Origin of the sequence: Arthrobacter sp. CAN_A1 (assembly GCF_015751665.1) — a bacterium.
Lineage (GTDB): Bacteria > Actinomycetota > Actinomycetes > Actinomycetales > Micrococcaceae > Arthrobacter_D.
On record NZ_JADOUR010000017.1, the window covers coordinates 37,790 to 55,940 of the forward strand.

At 57.1% G+C, this 18,151-nt stretch carries 19 protein-coding genes; 9 read left to right on the top strand and 10 right to left on the bottom strand.

Going from position 1 to position 18,151, the window contains the following annotated elements; genetic code table 11:
* Positions 1-847 precede the first annotated feature (847 nt).
* The 3 genes from IWX62_RS15170 to IWX62_RS15180 form a co-directional block, all read right to left on the bottom strand.
* Complete coding sequence (locus tag IWX62_RS15170) at positions 848-1,318, bottom strand: hypothetical protein (protein ID WP_196842251.1); 471 nt, start codon at positions 1,316-1,318, stop codon at positions 848-850.
* A gap of 450 nt (positions 1,319-1,768) precedes the next feature.
* Positions 1,769-2,134 carry a GntR family transcriptional regulator gene (locus tag IWX62_RS15175; protein ID WP_196842252.1) on the bottom strand — a complete coding sequence of 122 codons (366 nt, stop codon included), beginning with the start codon at positions 2,132-2,134 and terminating at the stop codon, positions 1,769-1,771.
* The gene (locus tag IWX62_RS15180) at positions 2,134-3,141 is read right to left on the bottom strand and encodes a hypothetical protein (protein ID WP_196842253.1); all 1,008 of its coding nucleotides are present in this window, start codon (positions 3,139-3,141) and stop codon (positions 2,134-2,136) included. Before IWX62_RS15180 ends, IWX62_RS15175 begins: the two co-directional genes overlap by 1 nt.
* Positions 3,142-3,579: 438 nt before the next feature.
* On the opposite strand from IWX62_RS15180, the gene IWX62_RS15185 reads away from it, so the two are divergent.
* Positions 3,580-4,152, top strand: coding sequence for a recombinase family protein (locus IWX62_RS15185; protein ID WP_196842254.1), 573 nt, complete (start codon positions 3,580-3,582; stop codon positions 4,150-4,152).
* A gap of 73 nt (positions 4,153-4,225) precedes the next feature.
* Here IWX62_RS15185 and IWX62_RS15190 read toward each other — a convergent pair whose 3' ends face one another.
* Positions 4,226-5,491: a DNA sulfur modification protein DndB gene (locus IWX62_RS15190; protein ID WP_196842255.1), complete on the bottom strand. Its 1,266-nt coding sequence runs from the start codon at positions 5,489-5,491 to the stop codon at positions 4,226-4,228.
* Between the two features lie 501 nt (positions 5,492-5,992).
* Here IWX62_RS15190 and IWX62_RS15195 point away from each other — a divergent pair.
* Positions 5,993-6,655, top strand: coding sequence for an NYN domain-containing protein (locus tag IWX62_RS15195; protein WP_196842256.1), 663 nt, complete (start codon positions 5,993-5,995; stop codon positions 6,653-6,655).
* A 131-nt stretch (positions 6,656-6,786) separates the two neighbouring features.
* On the opposite strand, the gene IWX62_RS15200 is transcribed toward IWX62_RS15195, so the two are convergent.
* On the bottom strand, positions 6,787-7,101 hold the full coding sequence (locus IWX62_RS15200; RefSeq protein ID WP_333483467.1) for a hypothetical protein: 315 nt from the start codon (positions 7,099-7,101) through the stop codon (positions 6,787-6,789).
* Positions 7,102-7,555: 454 nt separating this feature from the next.
* Here IWX62_RS15200 and IWX62_RS15205 point away from each other — a divergent pair, with 454 nt between their 5' ends.
* Entirely contained in the window at positions 7,556-7,702 is a 147-nt protein-coding gene (locus IWX62_RS15205; protein WP_196842257.1) for a hypothetical protein, read from the top strand.
* Here IWX62_RS15205 and IWX62_RS15210 read toward each other — a convergent pair.
* Positions 7,681-8,628 (bottom strand): BsuBI/PstI family type II restriction endonuclease, encoded by a 948-nt coding sequence (locus IWX62_RS15210; RefSeq protein WP_196842258.1) that lies wholly within the window; start codon positions 8,626-8,628, stop codon positions 7,681-7,683. The two genes, IWX62_RS15205 and IWX62_RS15210, sit on opposite strands and share 22 nt — an antisense overlap.
* Complete coding sequence (locus IWX62_RS15215; protein ID WP_196842259.1) at positions 8,625-10,070, bottom strand: Eco57I restriction-modification methylase domain-containing protein; 1,446 nt, start codon at positions 10,068-10,070, stop codon at positions 8,625-8,627. The genes IWX62_RS15210 and IWX62_RS15215 overlap by 4 nt, the downstream gene beginning before the upstream one ends.
* Positions 10,071-10,344: 274 nt before the next feature.
* On the opposite strand from IWX62_RS15215, the gene IWX62_RS15220 reads away from it, so the two are divergent.
* The 3 genes from IWX62_RS15220 (at position 10,345) to IWX62_RS15230 (ending at position 11,763) form a co-directional block, all read left to right on the top strand.
* Complete coding sequence (locus IWX62_RS15220) at positions 10,345-10,578, top strand: hypothetical protein (RefSeq protein ID WP_196842260.1); 234 nt, start codon at positions 10,345-10,347, stop codon at positions 10,576-10,578.
* A gap of 181 nt (positions 10,579-10,759) precedes the next feature.
* Complete coding sequence (locus IWX62_RS15225) at positions 10,760-11,143, top strand: hypothetical protein (RefSeq protein WP_196842261.1); 384 nt, start codon at positions 10,760-10,762, stop codon at positions 11,141-11,143.
* Positions 11,144-11,346: 203 nt separating this feature from the next.
* On the top strand, positions 11,347-11,763 hold the full coding sequence (locus IWX62_RS15230; RefSeq protein ID WP_196842262.1) for a hypothetical protein: 417 nt from the start codon (positions 11,347-11,349) through the stop codon (positions 11,761-11,763).
* A gap of 126 nt (positions 11,764-11,889) precedes the next feature.
* On the opposite strand, the gene IWX62_RS15235 is transcribed toward IWX62_RS15230, so the two are convergent.
* From IWX62_RS15235 to IWX62_RS15245, 3 genes are read right to left on the bottom strand one after another with little or no spacing between them, the layout of a single operon-like run.
* The gene (locus IWX62_RS15235) at positions 11,890-12,855 is read right to left on the bottom strand and encodes a DMT family transporter (protein ID WP_196842263.1); all 966 of its coding nucleotides are present in this window, start codon (positions 12,853-12,855) and stop codon (positions 11,890-11,892) included.
* Complete coding sequence (locus IWX62_RS15240) at positions 12,836-14,059, bottom strand: argininosuccinate synthase-related protein (protein ID WP_196842264.1); 1,224 nt, start codon at positions 14,057-14,059, stop codon at positions 12,836-12,838. The genes IWX62_RS15235 and IWX62_RS15240 overlap by 20 nt, the downstream gene beginning before the upstream one ends.
* A 9-nt stretch (positions 14,060-14,068) precedes the next feature.
* A complete protein-coding gene (locus tag IWX62_RS15245) occupies positions 14,069-14,794 on the bottom strand; it encodes a 2OG-Fe dioxygenase family protein (RefSeq protein ID WP_196842265.1) in 726 nt (241 codons plus the stop codon).
* Between the two features lie 499 nt (positions 14,795-15,293).
* Between IWX62_RS15245 and IWX62_RS15250 the strand changes: the two genes are divergently transcribed.
* The 3 genes from IWX62_RS15250 (at position 15,294) to IWX62_RS16475 (ending at position 17,810) form a co-directional block, all read left to right on the top strand.
* Positions 15,294-16,337, top strand: coding sequence for a PDDEXK nuclease domain-containing protein (locus tag IWX62_RS15250; RefSeq protein ID WP_196842266.1), 1,044 nt, complete (start codon positions 15,294-15,296; stop codon positions 16,335-16,337).
* 151 nt (positions 16,338-16,488) lie between these two features.
* A complete protein-coding gene (locus IWX62_RS15255; protein WP_333483468.1) occupies positions 16,489-17,523 on the top strand; it encodes an endonuclease/exonuclease/phosphatase family protein in 1,035 nt (344 codons plus the stop codon).
* Positions 17,421-17,810: a hypothetical protein gene (locus IWX62_RS16475; RefSeq protein WP_442859270.1), complete on the top strand. Its 390-nt coding sequence runs from the start codon at positions 17,421-17,423 to the stop codon at positions 17,808-17,810. Before IWX62_RS15255 ends, IWX62_RS16475 begins: the two co-directional genes overlap by 103 nt.
* Positions 17,811-18,151: the final 341 nt, after the last annotated feature.

Genomic DNA, 18,151 nt, shown 5'->3' on the forward strand with positions numbered 1-18,151 from the left:
AGCGTCATTGCGGCGGTCATCGCGTACGTTACATATACTCGTCGCCATCGGCAGAAAAGCCTCTCCTACATAGTCCTCCGGCAAGATCGCTTGGGACCGCGCTCAAACTACTTCCCACTAGAAGTCTTCTACGCTGGGAAACCAGTAGCCGACCCAGTTATTTCAGTCACTCGAATCTTGAACTCGGGAGAGGAACCTCTGTCCGCTGATGACTTCGAGATTCCCATCAGCATCGATGTAGGATCCACATCCTCCGTCCGCGCAGCAGTAGTTGTCAGCCGACGACCTCCGGACTTAGCTCCACAACTACAAATTAGACCCGACGGGCGAGTGCATATTGATGCGCTACTCCTCAACAGTGGTGACATGTTCGAGGTCCAACTATTAACGAGTGGAGTGCCGGAGCAGATCAACCTCCGCGGACGAGTTAGAGGGCTAACGACAATGGATAGGGTGCGTCAGTTGCCGTACCCACCAGGCAGCGGGAGCGAAGGTGAGATGCTGCCGTTCGACAAACTGATGTGGTTCATCTTTACCCCGATAGCGATTGTCGGCGTTGTAAGCCTCATTACCGCTGCCTTTTCCACTGCATTTGGTGCGAGCCCGATTCTGACTAGCGCGACCGCGGTCGTCGCGGCAGTCGTGAGCGTTGCTGCTTACCTCCTACATCTGAGGCGCCTAGTGCGCAAGCGGCGCATCTGGCGACCATAGCTCAGGCGTTGAGTTCTGGGTCGCCTTGCAACCCTTCGGTGTGAATGTTAGCCAGGAATGGCGGTTAATCGCAGCTTCAGTTGGCGGTTCAGTGGTCCTATTGAGCGATCATCTTCCGGGACGTTTGCGACGAAGTTTAGGTGGCGGCAGTTAGTTCCCAGGCGTCCGAGAGCTGCAATGAGAGTGTGCTGTCAGGCTGGAGGACTGGGGTTTCAATTGTGCAGAGGTTTGCATCCTCATATGTGCCAATAGTGATGACCTCTTCGATACGTTCCTCGGAGGCGAAGACGATGCGTGTGATCACATCGGACCTCGTGTCCAGCGGGTGCTCGATTCCTAGCTTCTGTTCCACTAGATCTGCTGGCTGATAAGGGCAAACGATGAGGGCCGACGTCCAATCCTTGGCCTCCATATCAGCCATCACGACCTCAGCTCGTTCGCCCTGGTTATCTAAGCTGCCGCGTGAAAGCGGATTGGCGCTCTGGCCACTGCAACCATTCAGCGTGAACACAGTTGCAATCGACAGCAGCGCGCCAAAGCCGACTTTCCAACAGGATTGTGAGTCGCTGGCTGGTTGTGAACGACGATCGTTTCGAAAGATACCCATGATCACAGCCTGCCAGACGTCACCGATCAAAGGCCCGAGCGTCGCACTTGAGGATGGTCTAGCGGCGGCATCAAATAGCATATTTCTATGCGGCTTCCTGAAAAGTACGTTTCCTATCACTGGGCTCGTGAAACTCCACGGCTAATTCGAGTTGCTGTGGCGGTGCTGGACTACAAATGGGCAGCTAGGCCAAGTCAGTCTCCCCGCACCTTCGAAATGAAACCGCCAACGATAAGCAGAGGTGGGTTGCAGCTCCTCAGATTTGGGGAGAAACATGGTTGGTATCGCCCTATGGAAATTGGTCACCTCCCGCCCGATTAACCGCCTAACCGAGGGGTAACGATTCGACCGGTAGCCGCCCGTAAGCCGGTCCCCCACCGCGACACCGAGCCCTGCAAAAATATGCAGATGACTGCATATCGAGCTAAGAGAGCGACAAGGCGTTCGCCATCAGGAGGATTTGACGTAGCTGCCCCAGCCGGTCGCGAGGATCCCTCGCGCCTGGTCTAAGTCCAATCCCGCGTCTATCGCCGTCCTAGCAAATGCTTGTGCGGCCGCAAGAACCGGAGGAGTCGTAACGAAACCGGCGTTGACCCTGGTGCCAGCAGCGCGTCCGGTCCGAATCATTCCAACGTGCTCGAGCTCCTTATAGGCCTTAGCTACGGTACCGATTGCAACGCGAAGGTCGACCGCCAGCTGCCGGACCGTCGGCAGTCGGCTGTCTTTAGTCAGCTGGCCAGTCCTAATAAGCGCTTCCAGTTGAGAGCGGATTTGCTCCGTAGGAGAGATCGAAGAAGTCGGATCTACACTAATCATCAGATTGGAACCTGCCCTACAGGTCGCTTGATGCTACGGCTGGCAGTCGCTGCATCTGACACCGAGGTTATAGCGCGAAACAGAAGGACTAGACCTGTCACTGCAATAGCCACGGACACGGCCATTAGGACGATTGCCAGCGTGTGACCCGGCTCGACAGCAACGGTGCTCGGAACAGCACTAAGGTCCGCGGTCGGAACAGGGTCCCGGTTAGCGTTGAGCAGCGCAATCCCAGTTACGAAACCTAAACCCGCAATCTGAAAGCCCAAGGCCGCGCTTGAGAACGCCATTACGAATCTTGTCTGCAGGGTTCTGGAGGCATCATCTAACGTGAACAGCTCAGGGGACATTGGCCGCGGTGCCAAAGCGATGCGACGCAGCGTCCAATAAACAGCAACAATGAATAACACAGTGCACACCACGACGGGAACGCCGTAAAACCAACCTGGGAATGGCCCAGTAGCATTCATGTTGTACTGAATATCGACAACTTGGCCGTCCTCTACACCCCACCCCGATAACCCTCGGTAGGCGTAGATCCGATGTAGTCCATTTTCATCCGTAGATGAATAGCTTCCTGTGAGAACAAGCCCCAAGATCAAGAGCACCGCAGAAACCAGTGGAAGAACGAACACCCATTGTCTACCGAAACTCATCGAGTTTCGGGGCTCAAGATCCGCTACTCTAAACTGCCTCTCGTCCTCCAACCACTGAACACGTGGCCATAGATTGAGAACCAAAAGCGCCACCAATGCGCCTATGCCACCGGCGAGAGCGTAGGGCAAACCATGCAGAGAAGTCGGCGAACCGCCTAGGGAAAAAGCTGTGACCGATGCAGCCATGCCAGCCAACAGCGCGACCAGCAAAGCCTGCCACTCCCGCCGAAGATAAGCGATCGCAGCGTCCCTCTCACCGCTCGAAAGCTGATCGACATGCCGCTGTAGATTAGTTCGACTATGTGGCGACTTCCGAAGGATCGCCCTCAACGTGGTGATGATCAAAGCCACAAACGTGATGGCTAGCAATATCCATATAGCGCCCATCATTCCCCACTCTCAACCCGCAAAGCCCGTCTTGTATCTTCAACGCAATACAAACACGCACTAATGTCTTGTGTCAACATCGAGACACAAGAATTGGTCGCCTCGAAACTGACCCCAACGCACGTCGGACCGTGGAGCGTAAGCCGGTCCCCCACCGCTCCACGATTTGTCCGCTCCCCCAACGACAAAAAGCCCATATGTGTGACTGTTAGCCAGGGATGGCGGTTAATCGCAGCTTCAGTTGGCGGTCCTGTCGTCCTATTTGGCGATCCCCCACCGCTCCACTCACTTCGAGACCGACAGCCACCAAAAATCCTATATGAAACCTGGCATCGCTGATTCGCGTATACCCCGCCCGAGAAAAAGCCCGGTGAAGGTAGCCCAACCGCTACAGTGAACACCATGACCGGACACATCATCGGATACGCACGCGTATCCACCAACGAACAAGACCTCACCGCCCAACGCAACGGCCTCACGTCTCTGAATGTGCCCGAAGACCGGATCTACGTCGACCACGGACTCACCGGCACCAACCGCGAACGACCAGGACTCCGCGAAGCCCTCGCCGCCTGCCGAGCCGGCGACACCCTCGTCGTCACCAAACTCGACAGGCTCGCCCGATCGCTGCCGGATGCCCGGGACATCATCGAAGACCTCACTAAAAGGAAGGTCAAGCTCAGCATCGGCGGGAACGTCCACGACCCCACCGACCCCATCGGCCGGCTCCTCTTCAACGTCCTGGCCATGGTCGCCGAATTCGAGTCCGACCTCATTCGGGCCCGCACCCGCGAAGGCATGCAAGTCGCCAAAGCCAAAGGCCGGCTCCGCGGCAAACAACCCAAACTCTCCAAGTCCCAAGAAGCGCACCTCGTCTCCCTATATAAGGGAGGACAACACACCACCACCGAAATCGCTGAGCTCTTCAAGGTCGCCCGCAGCACGGTCTACCGCATCCTCCAACGAACGGCGTAATTTGGTTGACTTCATCTTCGGCTTTCCAAATTTCTGTCGCTGCTGATTGTGGGAGCTTGGTGTCGGCGACCTGTTAGAGGGCGGCCGGAGCTTTTTTGTACCAGCTGGTAATAATGCCAACCAGCTGGACAATGTTCTGGGTCCGCATTATGGGTGCGGCGGCGTTTGGCTCGAAGCAGCTGCCGGCGTTGCTGGTGCGCCAGATGCTCGTCTCGGTGATCGGCGCAGCCATGTGCGGATCCAGACGTTTGAAAAACTCTGCGATATCGTCGAGTTCCACAGGGTTCTCTCCAGTTCGTAGCTCTCGGAAAACACCCCCGAGGACGCGCAGCATACCAACTGAGCCAAGCAGGGAGGTCCGCCGCAGCTCCTGTGCCCTCGTCAGTTCACCAGGTTTGTGCTCTGTGTCGGCGTCGTCTTCGATAACAGCGGAGAGACCATTGAAAGCATTGGAAATGACGTCGAGGAAGTCTTTCACCTGCTCAATTACTTCTCCGTCGGTTAGCGTCTGTTCTGCTCTTTTGCTGATTCGTCCCCCTGCCCCTGCAATGACAGCCCGGGTAATGTCAGCGACGTGCTTAGCACCCATTAGATTGGGGTTTTTCAAAGTCATACGATCCTGTTCGGCATCAATGCGGCCCCTCAGCAGAGGATGGTCGATGATGTCGGACAGGGTGCGGTTTGCAACCTTGTAGCTATCAAAGCGGGCGCGGACAGCGCTGCTGATGCCCTTTGCGTTGTCGGCGACGTCGACGAACATTTGCTGGGCTTTGATCGGGTCCGCTTCTACGTAAATATCTAGGCCGACATACTCATTCTTCAGCCGGTTCATCTGCCCAATGAGTCTTTCCCGCTCAGTTTTGAGTTTGGCTTCTTTGTCCGGGCTAACCTTGCGAGCCATCTCACGATCGATCGCAGAAATGGCGTCTGTAATGCGTTGCTTCTCGATGGAGACGCCGAGCACGCGGTGCTGTCCGTCAATGGTGCGCATTGAGGAGATGCCGCCGATTGCCCAAGGGACGGTGAGATAGCCTACGGCGCCGTGTGCATCAACCTTCTCAAAAAGACAACCTCCGCTGTCACGGGCAAGCAGGGCGGGCGCAACCCAGTCCTGCTTGCTGTCCAGGTATTCACCAAAGTGTTTGGCATGGAGTCGGTCTACTTTTCGATTGTCCTTATCGATGTTGTTCGGATCGGGTACAGGAAGAATCGTTGAAAGGTCCGTAAGGGGAACGCGCGTGGTGTAGACAGTGCGCCCGCCTTGGATCGTCTTGATCGCGAGGTAGGTACTGGTGTCTTGGGGTTTGGATAGCCGAGTTGGATCGATGGTGATGCTCATGTTGAGACCTCTGTAGGGAAATGTTGCACTGATGGAACCTGATAAATAACTACAGTACATAATTATTTCTACCATAGCAAATTAAGATGTTAAAACTTGAGTCAAGATTTTAGGATGGATGTTCCGCTGTCGCGGCACTCTCGGGGTGACGCGACGGAGCTTTGAGCGGTCGGTCCATGAAGTAACAGTGTCCGACGACTTTTATGGGGGGCTCGCAGTGAAAATGCTTCAATCAGGAGATGAATCAGACGCAGCCGAGAAGCTACTTCGTGAAGCAGCTGATGCTGGTTGTTAGCGGCCATGAGAAACTGCCCCGTAGGCGCCACGGAACTGCCCACTGATGGTCGAGGAAACTACACGTTGGTGGCCGTGCAGCTTCGAACAACCCGTTAGGTTCGCACTGAGACTTAACTTGCAAGAGCCCTTACTCGCCTGTAATACTGAACTTCTAGCTCCCCACCGTCCTCCGGGACTGGTGGGGCTTTTTACTTAAGGATGCATATGTCCCTTCTCCGCGCCGCCGTGGTTATTGATTATCAGAATCTTCATTTGACCGGCCGCGGACTGTTCGACAGCAGCCTTGCCCCCCATGAGTCTTTAGTGCATCCTCTGCACTACGCAAACCAACTTATTCATGCCCGGAATGTCAAGCAACGCGAAGGTCAAGGCCATGCGTCGCTGAGCAAAGTACTCGTTTACCGCGGGCTGCCGAGCGCAGTTCACGATCCGGCCCCCTATGCACGGAACCTCGCGCAGAAGACGGAGTGGGAACGCGACCCACGAGTAAGCGTGACTCTTCGTCCGCTGAAGTATGACTACCAGCGGACTGCAGATGGCCGGAAGGCTACTGACGCCAGTGGAAAAGAGCTTGTCACTGGAAAGTCGGAGAAGGGGGTAGACGTTCTCTGCGCCTTGGCAGTGGTTCGGGAAGCTCGTGATACTGCGGTTGATGTGGTCATCCTTGCTTCGCAAGATACCGACCTTGAGCCAGCCCTTGACGAGGCCTGCGCCTTGGGATCCGCGAAGATCGAAACCGCTTCTTGGTATGCTCCCGGCCAATGGACCAGCAAGGAGATTCGTCCGACGTCACCACGGCGGATCTGGAATACCAGGCTGAACGCAAATTCCTTCTCCGCGGCGCGAGATCAAAAAATTTACACCTAGTGTCCCCCCAACCGAGGGGTACCGACAATAAGCGCGCATACGGCTTCCTCTGTCGCGACCGGGCAGTTCACCTTCCGGGCTGATGTTCTCATTCGGGCAGGGTCACCCAGAAAAACATCGCTGCAGAAGAACTAAATCTTGACTCTAATCTTGGTGCCATCAGAGATGTGCTGGGCATACTGCGTTAACTGAGGGTCAGTGATGTCCCCACTAATGCGCTGCCAGTTATGTCTGAGGACAGGCTTAATAGCTGAAACCGGCTTCCCTAAGTGAGTTCGCGCCAATGAATCAAGCATGCGCTGGTACTCAGATGCAATATCCTTGATCTGGCCTTGACCGGCGCGATTTAGGTCGCGTTCAAAGTTGCCATTGAATTTGATGCCTGCCATGTGAAGCTCCTTTTTCGCCGTGACTGCCTCAAATTGAACCAACGAGGCCTCCATCATTGATCTCAGTCTAGGAGTTACCCCTGACACTCCGGCGGGGCCGGGACCGCCGGAGTGTTGGCAGACCTTCTCACCTGCTTCGAAACGCCGATAACGTTCTAATACGTCGACCACAGGATAAGGGGCCTGCCCGGAGGCTTCCTATCTTGTTGCGTATGGGCGTGCCCTAACGCCACATTGCGGCAGCAGTGCGGAGAAAGTTCATTCTCAATAGCTCGCTCTCGACTACGTTGAACGAGCTTGATAACTTGGCTTCCCTCATTCCTCCGAGCCCTTGTGCCCTTTTGCGCCATCGAACTGTGACGCCGTAGGCGTGAAGAGTGAGGTCAGATCATTGAGCCACAACGTTGCCGTTGTGGCCATCACGCACCCGCCTCGCGGTCGAGGAGCAAAACTTAGCTCGCAGCGTCGGTGATGGCGACGGCACAGCCACATCAGTGGGCTGTCACGTTCCATGGATCGTGTTCAGTGGATCGTCCGCGACGACCAGCACGAACTCTTCATCCTCGGAATCTCAAGTAACGAGCGGTCGAAGCTCGCCGATATCGAGATAGAGGTCAACCGAACCGCCTCCCTGAATCATGAGCCGCTCGCTTCGTGAGGGCCGAGGAACTTGTCGCCATTGAGGTGGATCATGTGAGTCGGATCCGAAGCGCACCATGCTTCGGTCTCCCAGGCGAGGCCTCCCAAGAACCTCCGCATGACAGCTCGGTCCGGGAAGCAAGATACGTAGACAAGGCCAGCGGTCGAGCCGGCAAATAGCCTGCTCAGCTCGCCGTACCGCTTTGCATCCACAGGACCATGACTGGACGCGGCCTCCATAAGGAACAACCAGTTCTTCTCCGGCTGGTAAACGACAAGGTCAGGCAGCTTGCCATGAGTGTTGACCACGACGCCCAGCTCCGCGAGCTTGGTCTCATCGAAGTGCATGAGCTTACTGTCGGCATCGCCGATGTAGAGCACTTCTCCGCCAGGGATGAAATATTCGCAGAAGTCGTCGATCATCCGCTTAATCAGGACGTTTTGCCCGCCCGCTCCGAGCGTCAGCTGGACACCGCCAGGCAGCGTCACGGGGATACGGGTGAGATTACGCTCAGCGCGGTAGATAACCAGCAAGCCCGGCGCATCCTCAAGGTAGCGAGTGACGAGATCATCAAACTCGGGTGTACCGAACGCACGGAGCACGGTCAGCGCCGCGTCCGTCAGCTTGTAATTGTTGAGAGACGAGTTCGTAGCCCGTGAAGGGTCATCTTCGTTCAGGATGACCAAGCCCGCATCGCGGAACTGGTGTAGCGTCTGTCGACGGTACGTCTCGCGCGTGTTCTCCGCAATCGGGAAATCGAGTTCCTCGCGAATCCAATCCAGAATCGCGCGTACGCCGAGCCGCGAGTTTGTGGCATCGGCCCACAAGCTTCCCTCGGTCAAGCGCGCCAGCGCGAGAAGCGTTCGGCCGCTTCGATCATTTGACCGTGCCGCGTCGAAGCCGAGCGCCGCCAGGATGTGCTTCGCTTCGTCAAGTCGGGTCATGCTGCGATCTCCGCTGCGGTCAGCACGTTCTCAACCGCTGTGTCGATCATGTGTTGAGATGTCGTATCGACGGGCGCCAGCTCTCGCAGCTGCTGAAGCGACGGGAAGCGCATCTGACGCAAGTCTGTGGCGTTGACCTGTGTGTGTCCGGAGAAGACTCGGAAGTAGTCGTCGAGCCGCGAAGAGTTTAGGTAGACGGCAAGGCCGCGAGCGATGGAGAGTTCCAGTCCCGCCCCGCTCTGGTGCACATAGTTCAGCTTGTTATCGAAGGCGACTGCATCATCGGACTGCCAAACGCCTGCGGACACTCGGCGGCGTTCTTCTTTTGCGGAGAAGCGCTTGATCAAGACATATGCACCAGCAGGCACGAGAAGCTTCGAGGCAACCTCGGGAGCGGTGTGGAACCACTCGGGCTTCTTCGCCCCAATCGGGTGGCGCGTCTGACCGTTACGAATGTGACTGGCGTTGACCATCGGCGATGCGCCTTCGATCTGCTCGTGGTGCAGCATGTCACGAGAGCGGAAATCGACGACGCGGCCGGTTGAGACTGTAAGGCCGAGATCGGCAAGCGTGTGGTGCGCGTGGCGCGTCATCCAAGTGACCGCTTCTGCGTCTTTCTCCGTCGCGGGGACATGGATGAAGTCCGCTGTGACGACGTCGTCATACGCGACAGAGCGGAGGCTGGCATCGTCGCGATGATCGTGCGACGTGTAAACCTTCACGGTCTCGGGACGCTGACCTCGAGTCACCGAAACAACGATCGCTTCTTGGAGTACACCAGTGTCACCGAATACCTTCGATCGGCTTTCGAACGTGTGGATTCCGTCGATACCGACGGTCTCGACGAACTCGCGTCGGAAGCGAGAGTAGTAGGTGCCGTTCATCCACGAGCGCGGAGTAATCGCGACTTGCTGACCGTCCTTGGCGAGCAATCGGGCTCCGAGAGCAAGGAAGGCCGCATAAATGTTCGGCACATCGATGCCAGCCGAACGGAGCAGATTCTGCTGCGCGCTACCGGTCGGGAGCTTCGCATAGGGAGGGTTCTGGATCACCAGGTCGAAGCGCTCGTCGGACGAGAGCGCCCACGTCAGGAAATCCTCCCCGACGAGGGTGGTCTGCACATTGCCGAGCGCCTCGATATCCGAAAGCGTTTCGCGAAGGGCCGAACGGAGCGCCTCGTCCACCTCGACTGCAATTACATCGATCGCAGCATCTGGATTCATTGCTCGGATGCGGTCGACGAGGGCAGCGGTGAGCATCCCACTCCCGGCACCTGGGTCGAGCACGCGGATCGTCCTGACCTCCGGCATACGAGGCAGCCCAGCAATAATGAGCGCAGCCTGATACGGCGTGAAGTACTGTCCGAGCGCCGCCTGCTCGGATGGATCCATGGCCGCGAGTGCGGACTTGCGTCGCGCTTCGGCGCGATCAATCAGGCTCATGTTCAAAGCGTACCGATGGCTTCCGACAACCGAGCTGGCCACGCCGCACACGTCGAGAGAAGGGCGCGGTTTGTTCGCTTTGGCGGGAGCGGTGGCTGCTCCGAGCGGCGCATTGAATTGCGGGTACATCTTGACCAACTATCTCATGATCGATCAGGCTTTTCGTGAATACCTGAAACGCCGCAGCATACCCGGATCACGGTCTCTGCTCACCGCGACGAAAGTTGTCATCGGTGGTCGTGCGAAGATTTGAACAACGAGAGGGGACGGTCTTATGGGCAATCCGGCATGGGGGAACGGCTATCACAAGGGGTTCGGCGACGGCGCGAAGCAGGGCGGTATCGTAGGCAGCCTCATCACGCTCGGCGCCACCGCGCTGGTCGGCGGTGGTGTTTGGGTAGTCGGGAAGCTTCGCGACCGCAGCATGGCGAAGCAGGTCCTCGACGCGGCAGCTACCGAAGCCCCCGCCGACGGCGACCAAGAACAGCCCGCAGACAGCGCCGATTAAGCCGATTAAGCCGATTGCGCACGAAGACGCCTGGTATGCCGAACGCCGCGCACGCTGGCAGCCGAAGCGTGTTCGTCTACTGCTCGTCGCGGAGAGCGCGCCAGACGATGGCGGGGATTTTTCCAACCGTCGCTTCTTCTACGACGAAACGCTGACGCCGCAAGACGGACTCTTCCGCGAGGTGGTTCGCGCGCTTTACGAGGATCCGTCACTCGCCACCGGCCCAAACGCAAAGACACCCTGGCTCGCAAAGCTCAAGGCCGATGGTGTGTTCCTGATTGACCTCGCAGCCGAGCCGGTGAACTATCAAGAGGCAAGGGAGCGAACAGCCGCGCTTCGGCGTAACGTTGAGCAGACGATCGCACTGGCATCCTCGCTAGCACCGGAGGGCATAGTGCTCGTCAAGCGAAACGTCTTCGAGGTTCTGAACCAGCCGATGCGGTTCACCGGCCTCCCGGTGATCCATGAGGACTTCATTCCGTTTCCCGGTAGCGGACAGCAGCGCCGATTCCGGGAGCGGTTCGCGAAGGCGATCAACTCGATTGACGGGTTCTCGACCAAATAAGTAGGGCGGCACCGGCCGGAAAGCGCCAAAGTATCGATGCCGCCACGGGTGACCGCTGCGGAACGAGGGTCGCTCCTCCGTAGAAACAGACACAGTGCGTCGCCAAATGCGAGTTGCGCGTGGGGCCGTCAATAAGCGCTCAGACCGCGACTTAGACAGCCCTCCTACAGTTTGGGGGTTCAGCCTCGTAAGGTCTGCGTTCTATGTATACGTACACCCGCAAAGCTCGCAGACTTGGCCTCACACCACCCGTTGAGCTGGAAGAGATTGACCGCTTCCTTGATTTAGACCTTGTACAGCGGTTCGAAGTCCTTCGTCAGCTTCGGACTAATGCTGCCCACCTGGGTGGGGGAAGCCTGGGTGTGTTCATCGCCGTGTACATCAGTGTGGTGCTGGTCGCTATACCGCTGTTGGCCGCTTCCATCATCGAAGACTTCCCGGTGGCAGGAAGCATGGGGCTTGGCCTGTTCGTATTGGTAGCGGGAATTGTGGTTACACGGTCCTTCATCCTGCACCAACGAGACCTTGCCCGCAGTTCTACCCGCCTCGCTTTCTTTGAGGAAGCACTGTTGAGTTCATCCGTGAGGGCGGCAGATACAAGTACAGGCATGAAGAGCTAGGGACGTTCGATAAACGAATTACCGGATTGGAAGCAACGGCCTCAACGCCGATAACGTTCTAATACGTCAGCTGGGCCCAGCGAGATGTTCAGTAGCCGGCATCTACAACTGCAGGATGGTCTTGGGCTAGGTGCTGGTTTTGACTGTGTCCGAGTCGCGAGGTTCTTCTGTTTTAGTTTCGAGTCTTTGCCCCCAAAGAGTGCCGAAAAGGACTAGGAGCACTCCGCCTATTCCAATTGGCCCGAGTACATCACCAGCGAAGGTTATGCCGATCACGGCTGCCCAGACAGGTTCCGTTCCAAGTAGGAGGCTCACCCGAGTGGGTGAAGTTTTCCGTACCGCCCACATTTGGATAAAGAACGGAAAGACGGTGCACGCGATAACGAGGTAAAGCATTTGGAGGATCGCGGCGCTATCCATGGATCTGATGTATGGTCCAACCGCATCGCCGGTAAACGTAGCAAGGGCGAGAAAAACAATCCCACACGTGCTCATTTGAACCAAGGTGAGTGAAAGAGAGTCAACGTCCTTGCCAGAGGAAAGCCTGTGCATACTGACCACGTGAATGGCACGCACTACGGCTGCAACCAAGATAAGTCCGTCCCCGAGTCCGAAAGCCGTGGGGACGCCCTCGGTCGCGAGGAAGTAGACGCCAGCAACGGCGAGGAGAGCCGCAGCGTAGAACAGCCGATGCAGCCTCCTCTTCCCGACGATGGTTTCGAGTACTGGCGTTATCACGATGGTAAGACTGATGATGAGCCCGGCGTTCGTGGCGCTGGTTTCCGCGATTCCGAAAGTTTCAAAGAAGAACACAGTGGAAAGGATCAAGCCAAGGATCACGCCGACAGACAGGTCGCGCCGCCCAATTCTCTTTCGCGCTATGAGAACGATCGCTCCGAGAATTAGCGCGGTCATAGGCATTCGAACTGCGAGAACTGCAAGTACTGATCCGCCCTCAACAAGTTCCTTTGCCACCCAATAGGTGGAGCCCCATGCGATCGCGACAAGCATCAGAAGCAAATCCACGGTTAGGCTTCGACCCTGCTTGCTGCGAGCAGGCGACTGCATGGTTTCAGACAACGGCTGGCTCACGACGCGGAGTGTCAAGCGGTGATGCAGCGTATGCGAGTTTCTCGGTGATGACAGATTCCTCTTCCCAGGTGTCCCTGTCCCGCAGGTATAAGGGCTCGGCAGCAATGATTCTTACCGTATCTGCTGATTGTTGGCTCAGTTTCCACGTCACGGTCCCGTTGACCCGCATTGAAGCGTGATCAATGAATGCCTGGGCCGCCTCTCGTAGGCGCCCGAACCACCGCCCCTCTACGGCTTCGGTGACCCAGGTCTGTTCAATGTCGATCTTCTGACGGATCAGACGCTGATCCAAGCAGGCCGTTTCTAAGTGCCGCAAAGTTCGCAGGATGATCCATGCCGCGGGCATTTCTCGGACTTCGAGCACCTTTTCACCTTGATCGAGATGCTCTAGCCCGCTGTAGCGGCCATAACCGAATTTTCCGACGCGTTCGTTGAGGTCTTCGATGATCGTCAGCAGGGGCAGTCGTTCGCCGTTGATGCGAACGGGAAGTCCGTCTTCAAAACTAATGGAAAGCTCTTCACCACGCGGAGCCTCGTCTTGTTCCTTCGTCCACAGATAGAGGTCTTGTTCCATTGCATGGTTTTCCGGATCGTCAAGGAACCCGGATTCATACTCCCTACACCACAGGTTTGAATCACCGCTGACCACTCGCTCAGACATTTTGCTGAGTCCGGCAGCGGCCAGGTGATGGATTTTCGTGGCCCGGTTGATCGGATCGAGATCGTAGGGACTCCCATAGCTGCCAGTGAAACCACTGTCCTTTAGGGCGCCGTTGAGACGCCTCAGCGAATTCTGCGATCGGTTGGCGGTGTGCAGGACAAGGGAGGCGCCCTTCTCTGCAGCGATTTCAAGCGCTATCCGAGCTATGAGCGGCCTTGACAGGGATGAGCTGATGGGGTGGGTGTTGAGGTACACAGCGTGTGCCCTGATAGCAGGCGCAACGTGATGATCCACAAACTGCTGCCGAGCATCAATCGAGTGGAACGATGCTCCCAAAGCCTCGGCAATCGCCGATTTGCCTGTATGGGATTCAATATCACCAACGTCTATTGAGACAGCGTGGACGTTGCGTGCACCAAGTTGCTGCAGACGATATAACAAGTAGGTGCTGTCCAACCCACCACTAAACAACGTGACAATGGGCAGGGAAGGATCAATGCTGGCGTTCTCGAGCTGCGCGAACGAACGGATTAGTTGAGTCACCGAACAGCGCTAGTCGGAGATTACCGAGAACATAGCAATCAGGACATCCCGATGCCCCTGATCACTGTTGTCCGCCAGGGTCAGACCTGTGACGTCATGCAAAAGCTTGTGATCATCGACAAAGAGATACTCCCCGGGCTGGCTCAACTGAACTTCGTCGACCTTGCTTCTGTTGGATGCGAGATACACGCTGCTTTCGCCGCCCTCGGCACCAACCCGATCAACAAAGAAGGTAAGCACGTAATCCACACCGTCACGGTGTATTCCTTCAGGCGCGGGCTGCCCAACTTCGCCAACAGAAGTCAGGATACGGTTCTGAAAGCATTGCGCCCGCCAGGATTCTCCTGGACGAACCGATTCTAGATAAACCCCACATTTTTCGAAGATTCCCGCAAGAACGGGGCTGGCAACCGCTTCGTCCGAGAATGGTTTGTACGACCGGCTGATACCACCGTTGAGGTGGTTGACGCTTTTGTCCTGCGAATATGGAACATGCGGCAGGAGTTCGAATTCGCCGGAAGCAGCAGTCATTGAAAACTCTGAATACCGGCGGAGGCGGTAGTTGCCGCCGTCCGCCATATAGGTATCCGGGCGCAGATCGGACCAGGTACCGGCGAACTCTTCCCACCCTTGGATACTCCGCTGAGGGTCACCTTCCGAACTAGAAAAGAAGTCGTGAAGAAACCCGTCGGACTCAAGTTTTTCGACCGCAGTGGCAGTGTGAGCAGCGCTCATGATATCCCCATATCAACATGGCCTACCCGAGGCTCCATTTGCCGGTAGCCGAGCCGCGCCTTCGCAGCTCTGTAGACAATCAGGACACTACCCGCGGAGATTCACCCACCAAAAAGTACAAAGAACTTCTCTCGGAGCCCCTCTACAAAATCCCAATACCACTCAAACGTCCAAGATGGAATAGAGCACCGGGAAATAGGAATATTTTCTGATAATTACTTGAAGTTTCTCATTTATTAGGGGATAGTTCGCACCTTGCACAATCTAATCCAGATCGCATCCCCGCCCGCTATTAAAACGTGACTGCAGTCACATCCGGCTAAGTTTGAGTCGAAGCAACAAAGAGTAATCTGATTCCAATCATAGGAGTTTTCTTAATATAGTGCCCCTGCTCGGCGGAAGTGATCGCCTTAACGCTGACAACATCCTGCTATGTCAACGAATGGCACCCAAGGCCGCCGATTCGCGGCAAAGTGGCTGTTCTCGGGAGAATGAGTCCATGACATCTGCCGACGTTGTTCTTCCCGATGGCTATGGCCAGACACTCAATATGCTCAAGGGCCACGTCCGTGATGCCAGGATCCAAGCGCAGCGCACCGTCAACACTGAGCTAATTCAGCTGTATTGGTCGATTGGCCGGGAAATCTTGATCAGACAGGATCAGCAGGGTTGGGGAACCAGAGTCATCAGTCGCCTCGCCGGGGACCTCCAAAAGGAATTCCCCGATATGAAAGGTTTCTCTCCGCGGAACCTGCAGTACATGACGACGTTTGCCCGAGAATGGGGTGCAGGTTCAATTGCGCCACAACCTGTGGCGCAATTGCCGTGGGGCCACATCCGAACGATCATCGACAAGTCCCTATCCCCGGAATCGCGGGCTTGGTACGCCGCGGCAGCAGTGGAGTACGGCTGGTCACGGAACGTGCTGCTGAACATGATCATGAACAAATCCATGGAACGCACCGGGGCCGCACCGTCGAACTTCACCCGGAGCCTCACCTCACCCGATTCCGAACTGGCGCAGCAAGTCGCTAAAGACCCGTATGCCTTCGAGTTCCTTGGGCTATCCGGCGAAGTCGCCGAACGCGACCTCGAGGCGGCACTAACAGAGCGGATCGTCGACACGCTGCGCGAACTTGGTCCCGGTTTCGCGTTCGTTGGCCGGCAAGTGCATTTCGACGTCGGCGGAGACGACTTCTACATCGACCTCCTGTTCTTCCACGTCGAGCAACTCAGATACTTTGTGATCGAACTCAAGACCGGGAAGTTCCAGCCCGAGTACGCCGGGAAACTGAACTTCTACGTCGCCCTGGTCGATGACCAGCTCAAACTCCCCGCACACCGCGAGACCGTCGGGATCCTGATCTGCGGCAGCAAAAACGAACACACCGTCCGATACGCCCTCGGCCGGGCGGATTCGCCCATGGCTGTGTCCACCTACACCTACGAATCCCTCCCCGCAGCAGAAAAGGAAGCCCTTCCCCGCGCTGAGGAACTCTCCGCTGCCTTTGACCAGGTTGAGCCTCCAACCGATCCCACCTAGCAACCCGTCATTAAGTAGCCCGGGTCCCTGTCATCTGGGCAGTTCCTTGGAACTTTGGGATGTGCTTCGATGAACCATGGCTCCCCAGGTCGCCCCACCAGCAGCTGTCACCGAAGACTTGGCACGTCTACGGGTGGCACTGGATTCGACCGTGCCAACTAAGGATTCCTCTAATCTTCTGATTGCGACGTGGAATCTGCGCGCGTTCGGTGACCTGACCGAGAAGTGGGCATCCGGGCCGGCGGATTCCCCTAAACGGGACTTCCACGCCTTGGCTTGTATAGCCGGCATAGGCTCGCGTTTCGACGTCCTTGCCCTCCAGGAAGTCCGCAGGAACACGACCGCGCTGCACCATTTGATGGGCCTTCTCGGCCCTGGGTGGCGGTTCATCACTTCCGACGTCACCGAGGGCCCGGCAGGTAACGGTGAACGCCTCACCTATCTTTTCGACACCAACCGCGTTCAACCCTCCGGCCTCGTCGGAGAAATCGTCCTTCCCCCAGGAACGGACGGACCAGTGGCACAGTTTGTCCGCACCCCCTATGCCGCCGGTTTCACCCGCGAAACCGCAGGGTTCGTCCTCACCACCGTGCACGTCCTCTGGGGCAACAAGACCACCGACCGACTGCCCGAGATCACAGCGTTCGCCCAATGGATGCGCGGTTGGGCGAACCGCCCCGATGACTTCAACGAAAACCTCCTCGTCCTGGGAGACTTCAACCTCGACCGCCTCGGTGACCCCCTCTATGAGGCATTCGTCTCCACCGGGCTGTGGCCACCAACAGAACTCAATGACGTACCGCGCACCATCTTCGATGATGACAACAGCACCAACTTCTATGATCAAATTGCCTGGTTCTCAGAGCCAGACGGCACCACCTTGCTCCAAACCCTCACCTACACCGGGAAGGCAGGGCACGTCGACTTCCTCCCCCACGTCCTCACCGGGCACACCAAGAACGAGGTGTCCTGGCGGATCTCCGACCACTACCCCCTCTGGACCGAATTCCGACTTACTGACTGCGCCGTACACGCAGGCCTGCCTGGGACACCCACCTCGATGAGGTCAAGGACTTCTACCAGCTGCACCAGCAGCGGCCACGCATCCTCTCCAAAGATCCTGTTGAGCAGCGCCTCGCCGTGTGGGTCGCAGGCCAACGCAAACAAATCCGGAACGGAGCCATAGACCCCGCCCGACGGAAACTGCTCGACGCAGCACTCGGAGACTGGATTGGTCCCCCACGGCCAACAGCCGAAACCAACCTGTGGAACCAACGGTTGACCGAAGTGGCGACCATAATCGCCGATGAGGGACGCCCACCCCGGTTTCATAGAGGTACCGACCGGCACGAAAACACCTTAGCTACCTGGTTAGTCACTCAACGTGGACTCCACCGTCGCGGCGCCTTGGACCCAAACCGGTGTGCACGGCTGAATGAGCAGCTCCCTGGATGGGCTACCAGCTGGCGATAGTCGCACAAACGTAGGTAGGCCACTACCCCGGACGAGCACGAATAACGAGACAAACACCGTCAGCGTGTAGTGTCCGGCACAGGAACTGCGGCAATCATCGTTATCGGGCGAGGCCGAATTTACTCCACTTCGCTTCTTGCTTATCCGTGTACCTCATTGTTTTCGACATTCGGAACCGAGATGCCGTCTCCCCCGCGTGTGAGGCTGCAACGGTGCAGGGCTACTGACGCTTCGGGGTTAGGGCGCGTCTCCTAATTCTTTGAGCCAAATAGTGATGGCTCGGAGTACGACTCCTCCGCGGTAGGTGAGGGCGAGTTTGTCGTACCGGGTGGCCAGACCGC

Excerpts from the sequence above, each read along its gene's own strand:
- IWX62_RS15205 (WP_196842257.1), top strand. The coding sequence starts at position 7,556 with ATGGATCGTGTTCAGTGGATCGTCCGCGACGACCAGCACGAACTCTTC.
- IWX62_RS15245 (WP_196842265.1), bottom strand. The coding sequence starts at position 14,794 with ATGAGCGCTGCTCACACTGCCACTGCGGTCGAAAAACTTGAGTCCGAC.
- IWX62_RS15230 (WP_196842262.1), top strand. The coding sequence starts at position 11,347 with ATGTATACGTACACCCGCAAAGCTCGCAGACTTGGCCTCACACCACCC.
- IWX62_RS15195 (WP_196842256.1), top strand. The coding sequence starts at position 5,993 with ATGTCCCTTCTCCGCGCCGCCGTGGTTATTGATTATCAGAATCTTCAT.
- IWX62_RS15185 (WP_196842254.1), top strand. The coding sequence starts at position 3,580 with ATGACCGGACACATCATCGGATACGCACGCGTATCCACCAACGAACAA.
- IWX62_RS15190 (WP_196842255.1), bottom strand. The coding sequence starts at position 5,491 with ATGAGCATCACCATCGATCCAACTCGGCTATCCAAACCCCAAGACACC.
- IWX62_RS15250 (WP_196842266.1), top strand. The coding sequence starts at position 15,294 with ATGACATCTGCCGACGTTGTTCTTCCCGATGGCTATGGCCAGACACTC.
- IWX62_RS15220 (WP_196842260.1), top strand. The coding sequence starts at position 10,345 with ATGGGCAATCCGGCATGGGGGAACGGCTATCACAAGGGGTTCGGCGAC.
- IWX62_RS15210 (WP_196842258.1), bottom strand. The coding sequence starts at position 8,628 with ATGACCCGACTTGACGAAGCGAAGCACATCCTGGCGGCGCTCGGCTTC.
- IWX62_RS15175 (WP_196842252.1), bottom strand. The coding sequence starts at position 2,134 with ATGATTAGTGTAGATCCGACTTCTTCGATCTCTCCTACGGAGCAAATC.
- IWX62_RS15215 (WP_196842259.1), bottom strand. The coding sequence starts at position 10,070 with ATGAGCCTGATTGATCGCGCCGAAGCGCGACGCAAGTCCGCACTCGCG.
- IWX62_RS15200 (WP_333483467.1), bottom strand. The coding sequence starts at position 7,101 with ATGATGGAGGCCTCGTTGGTTCAATTTGAGGCAGTCACGGCGAAAAAG.
- IWX62_RS15170 (WP_196842251.1), bottom strand. The coding sequence starts at position 1,318 with ATGGGTATCTTTCGAAACGATCGTCGTTCACAACCAGCCAGCGACTCA.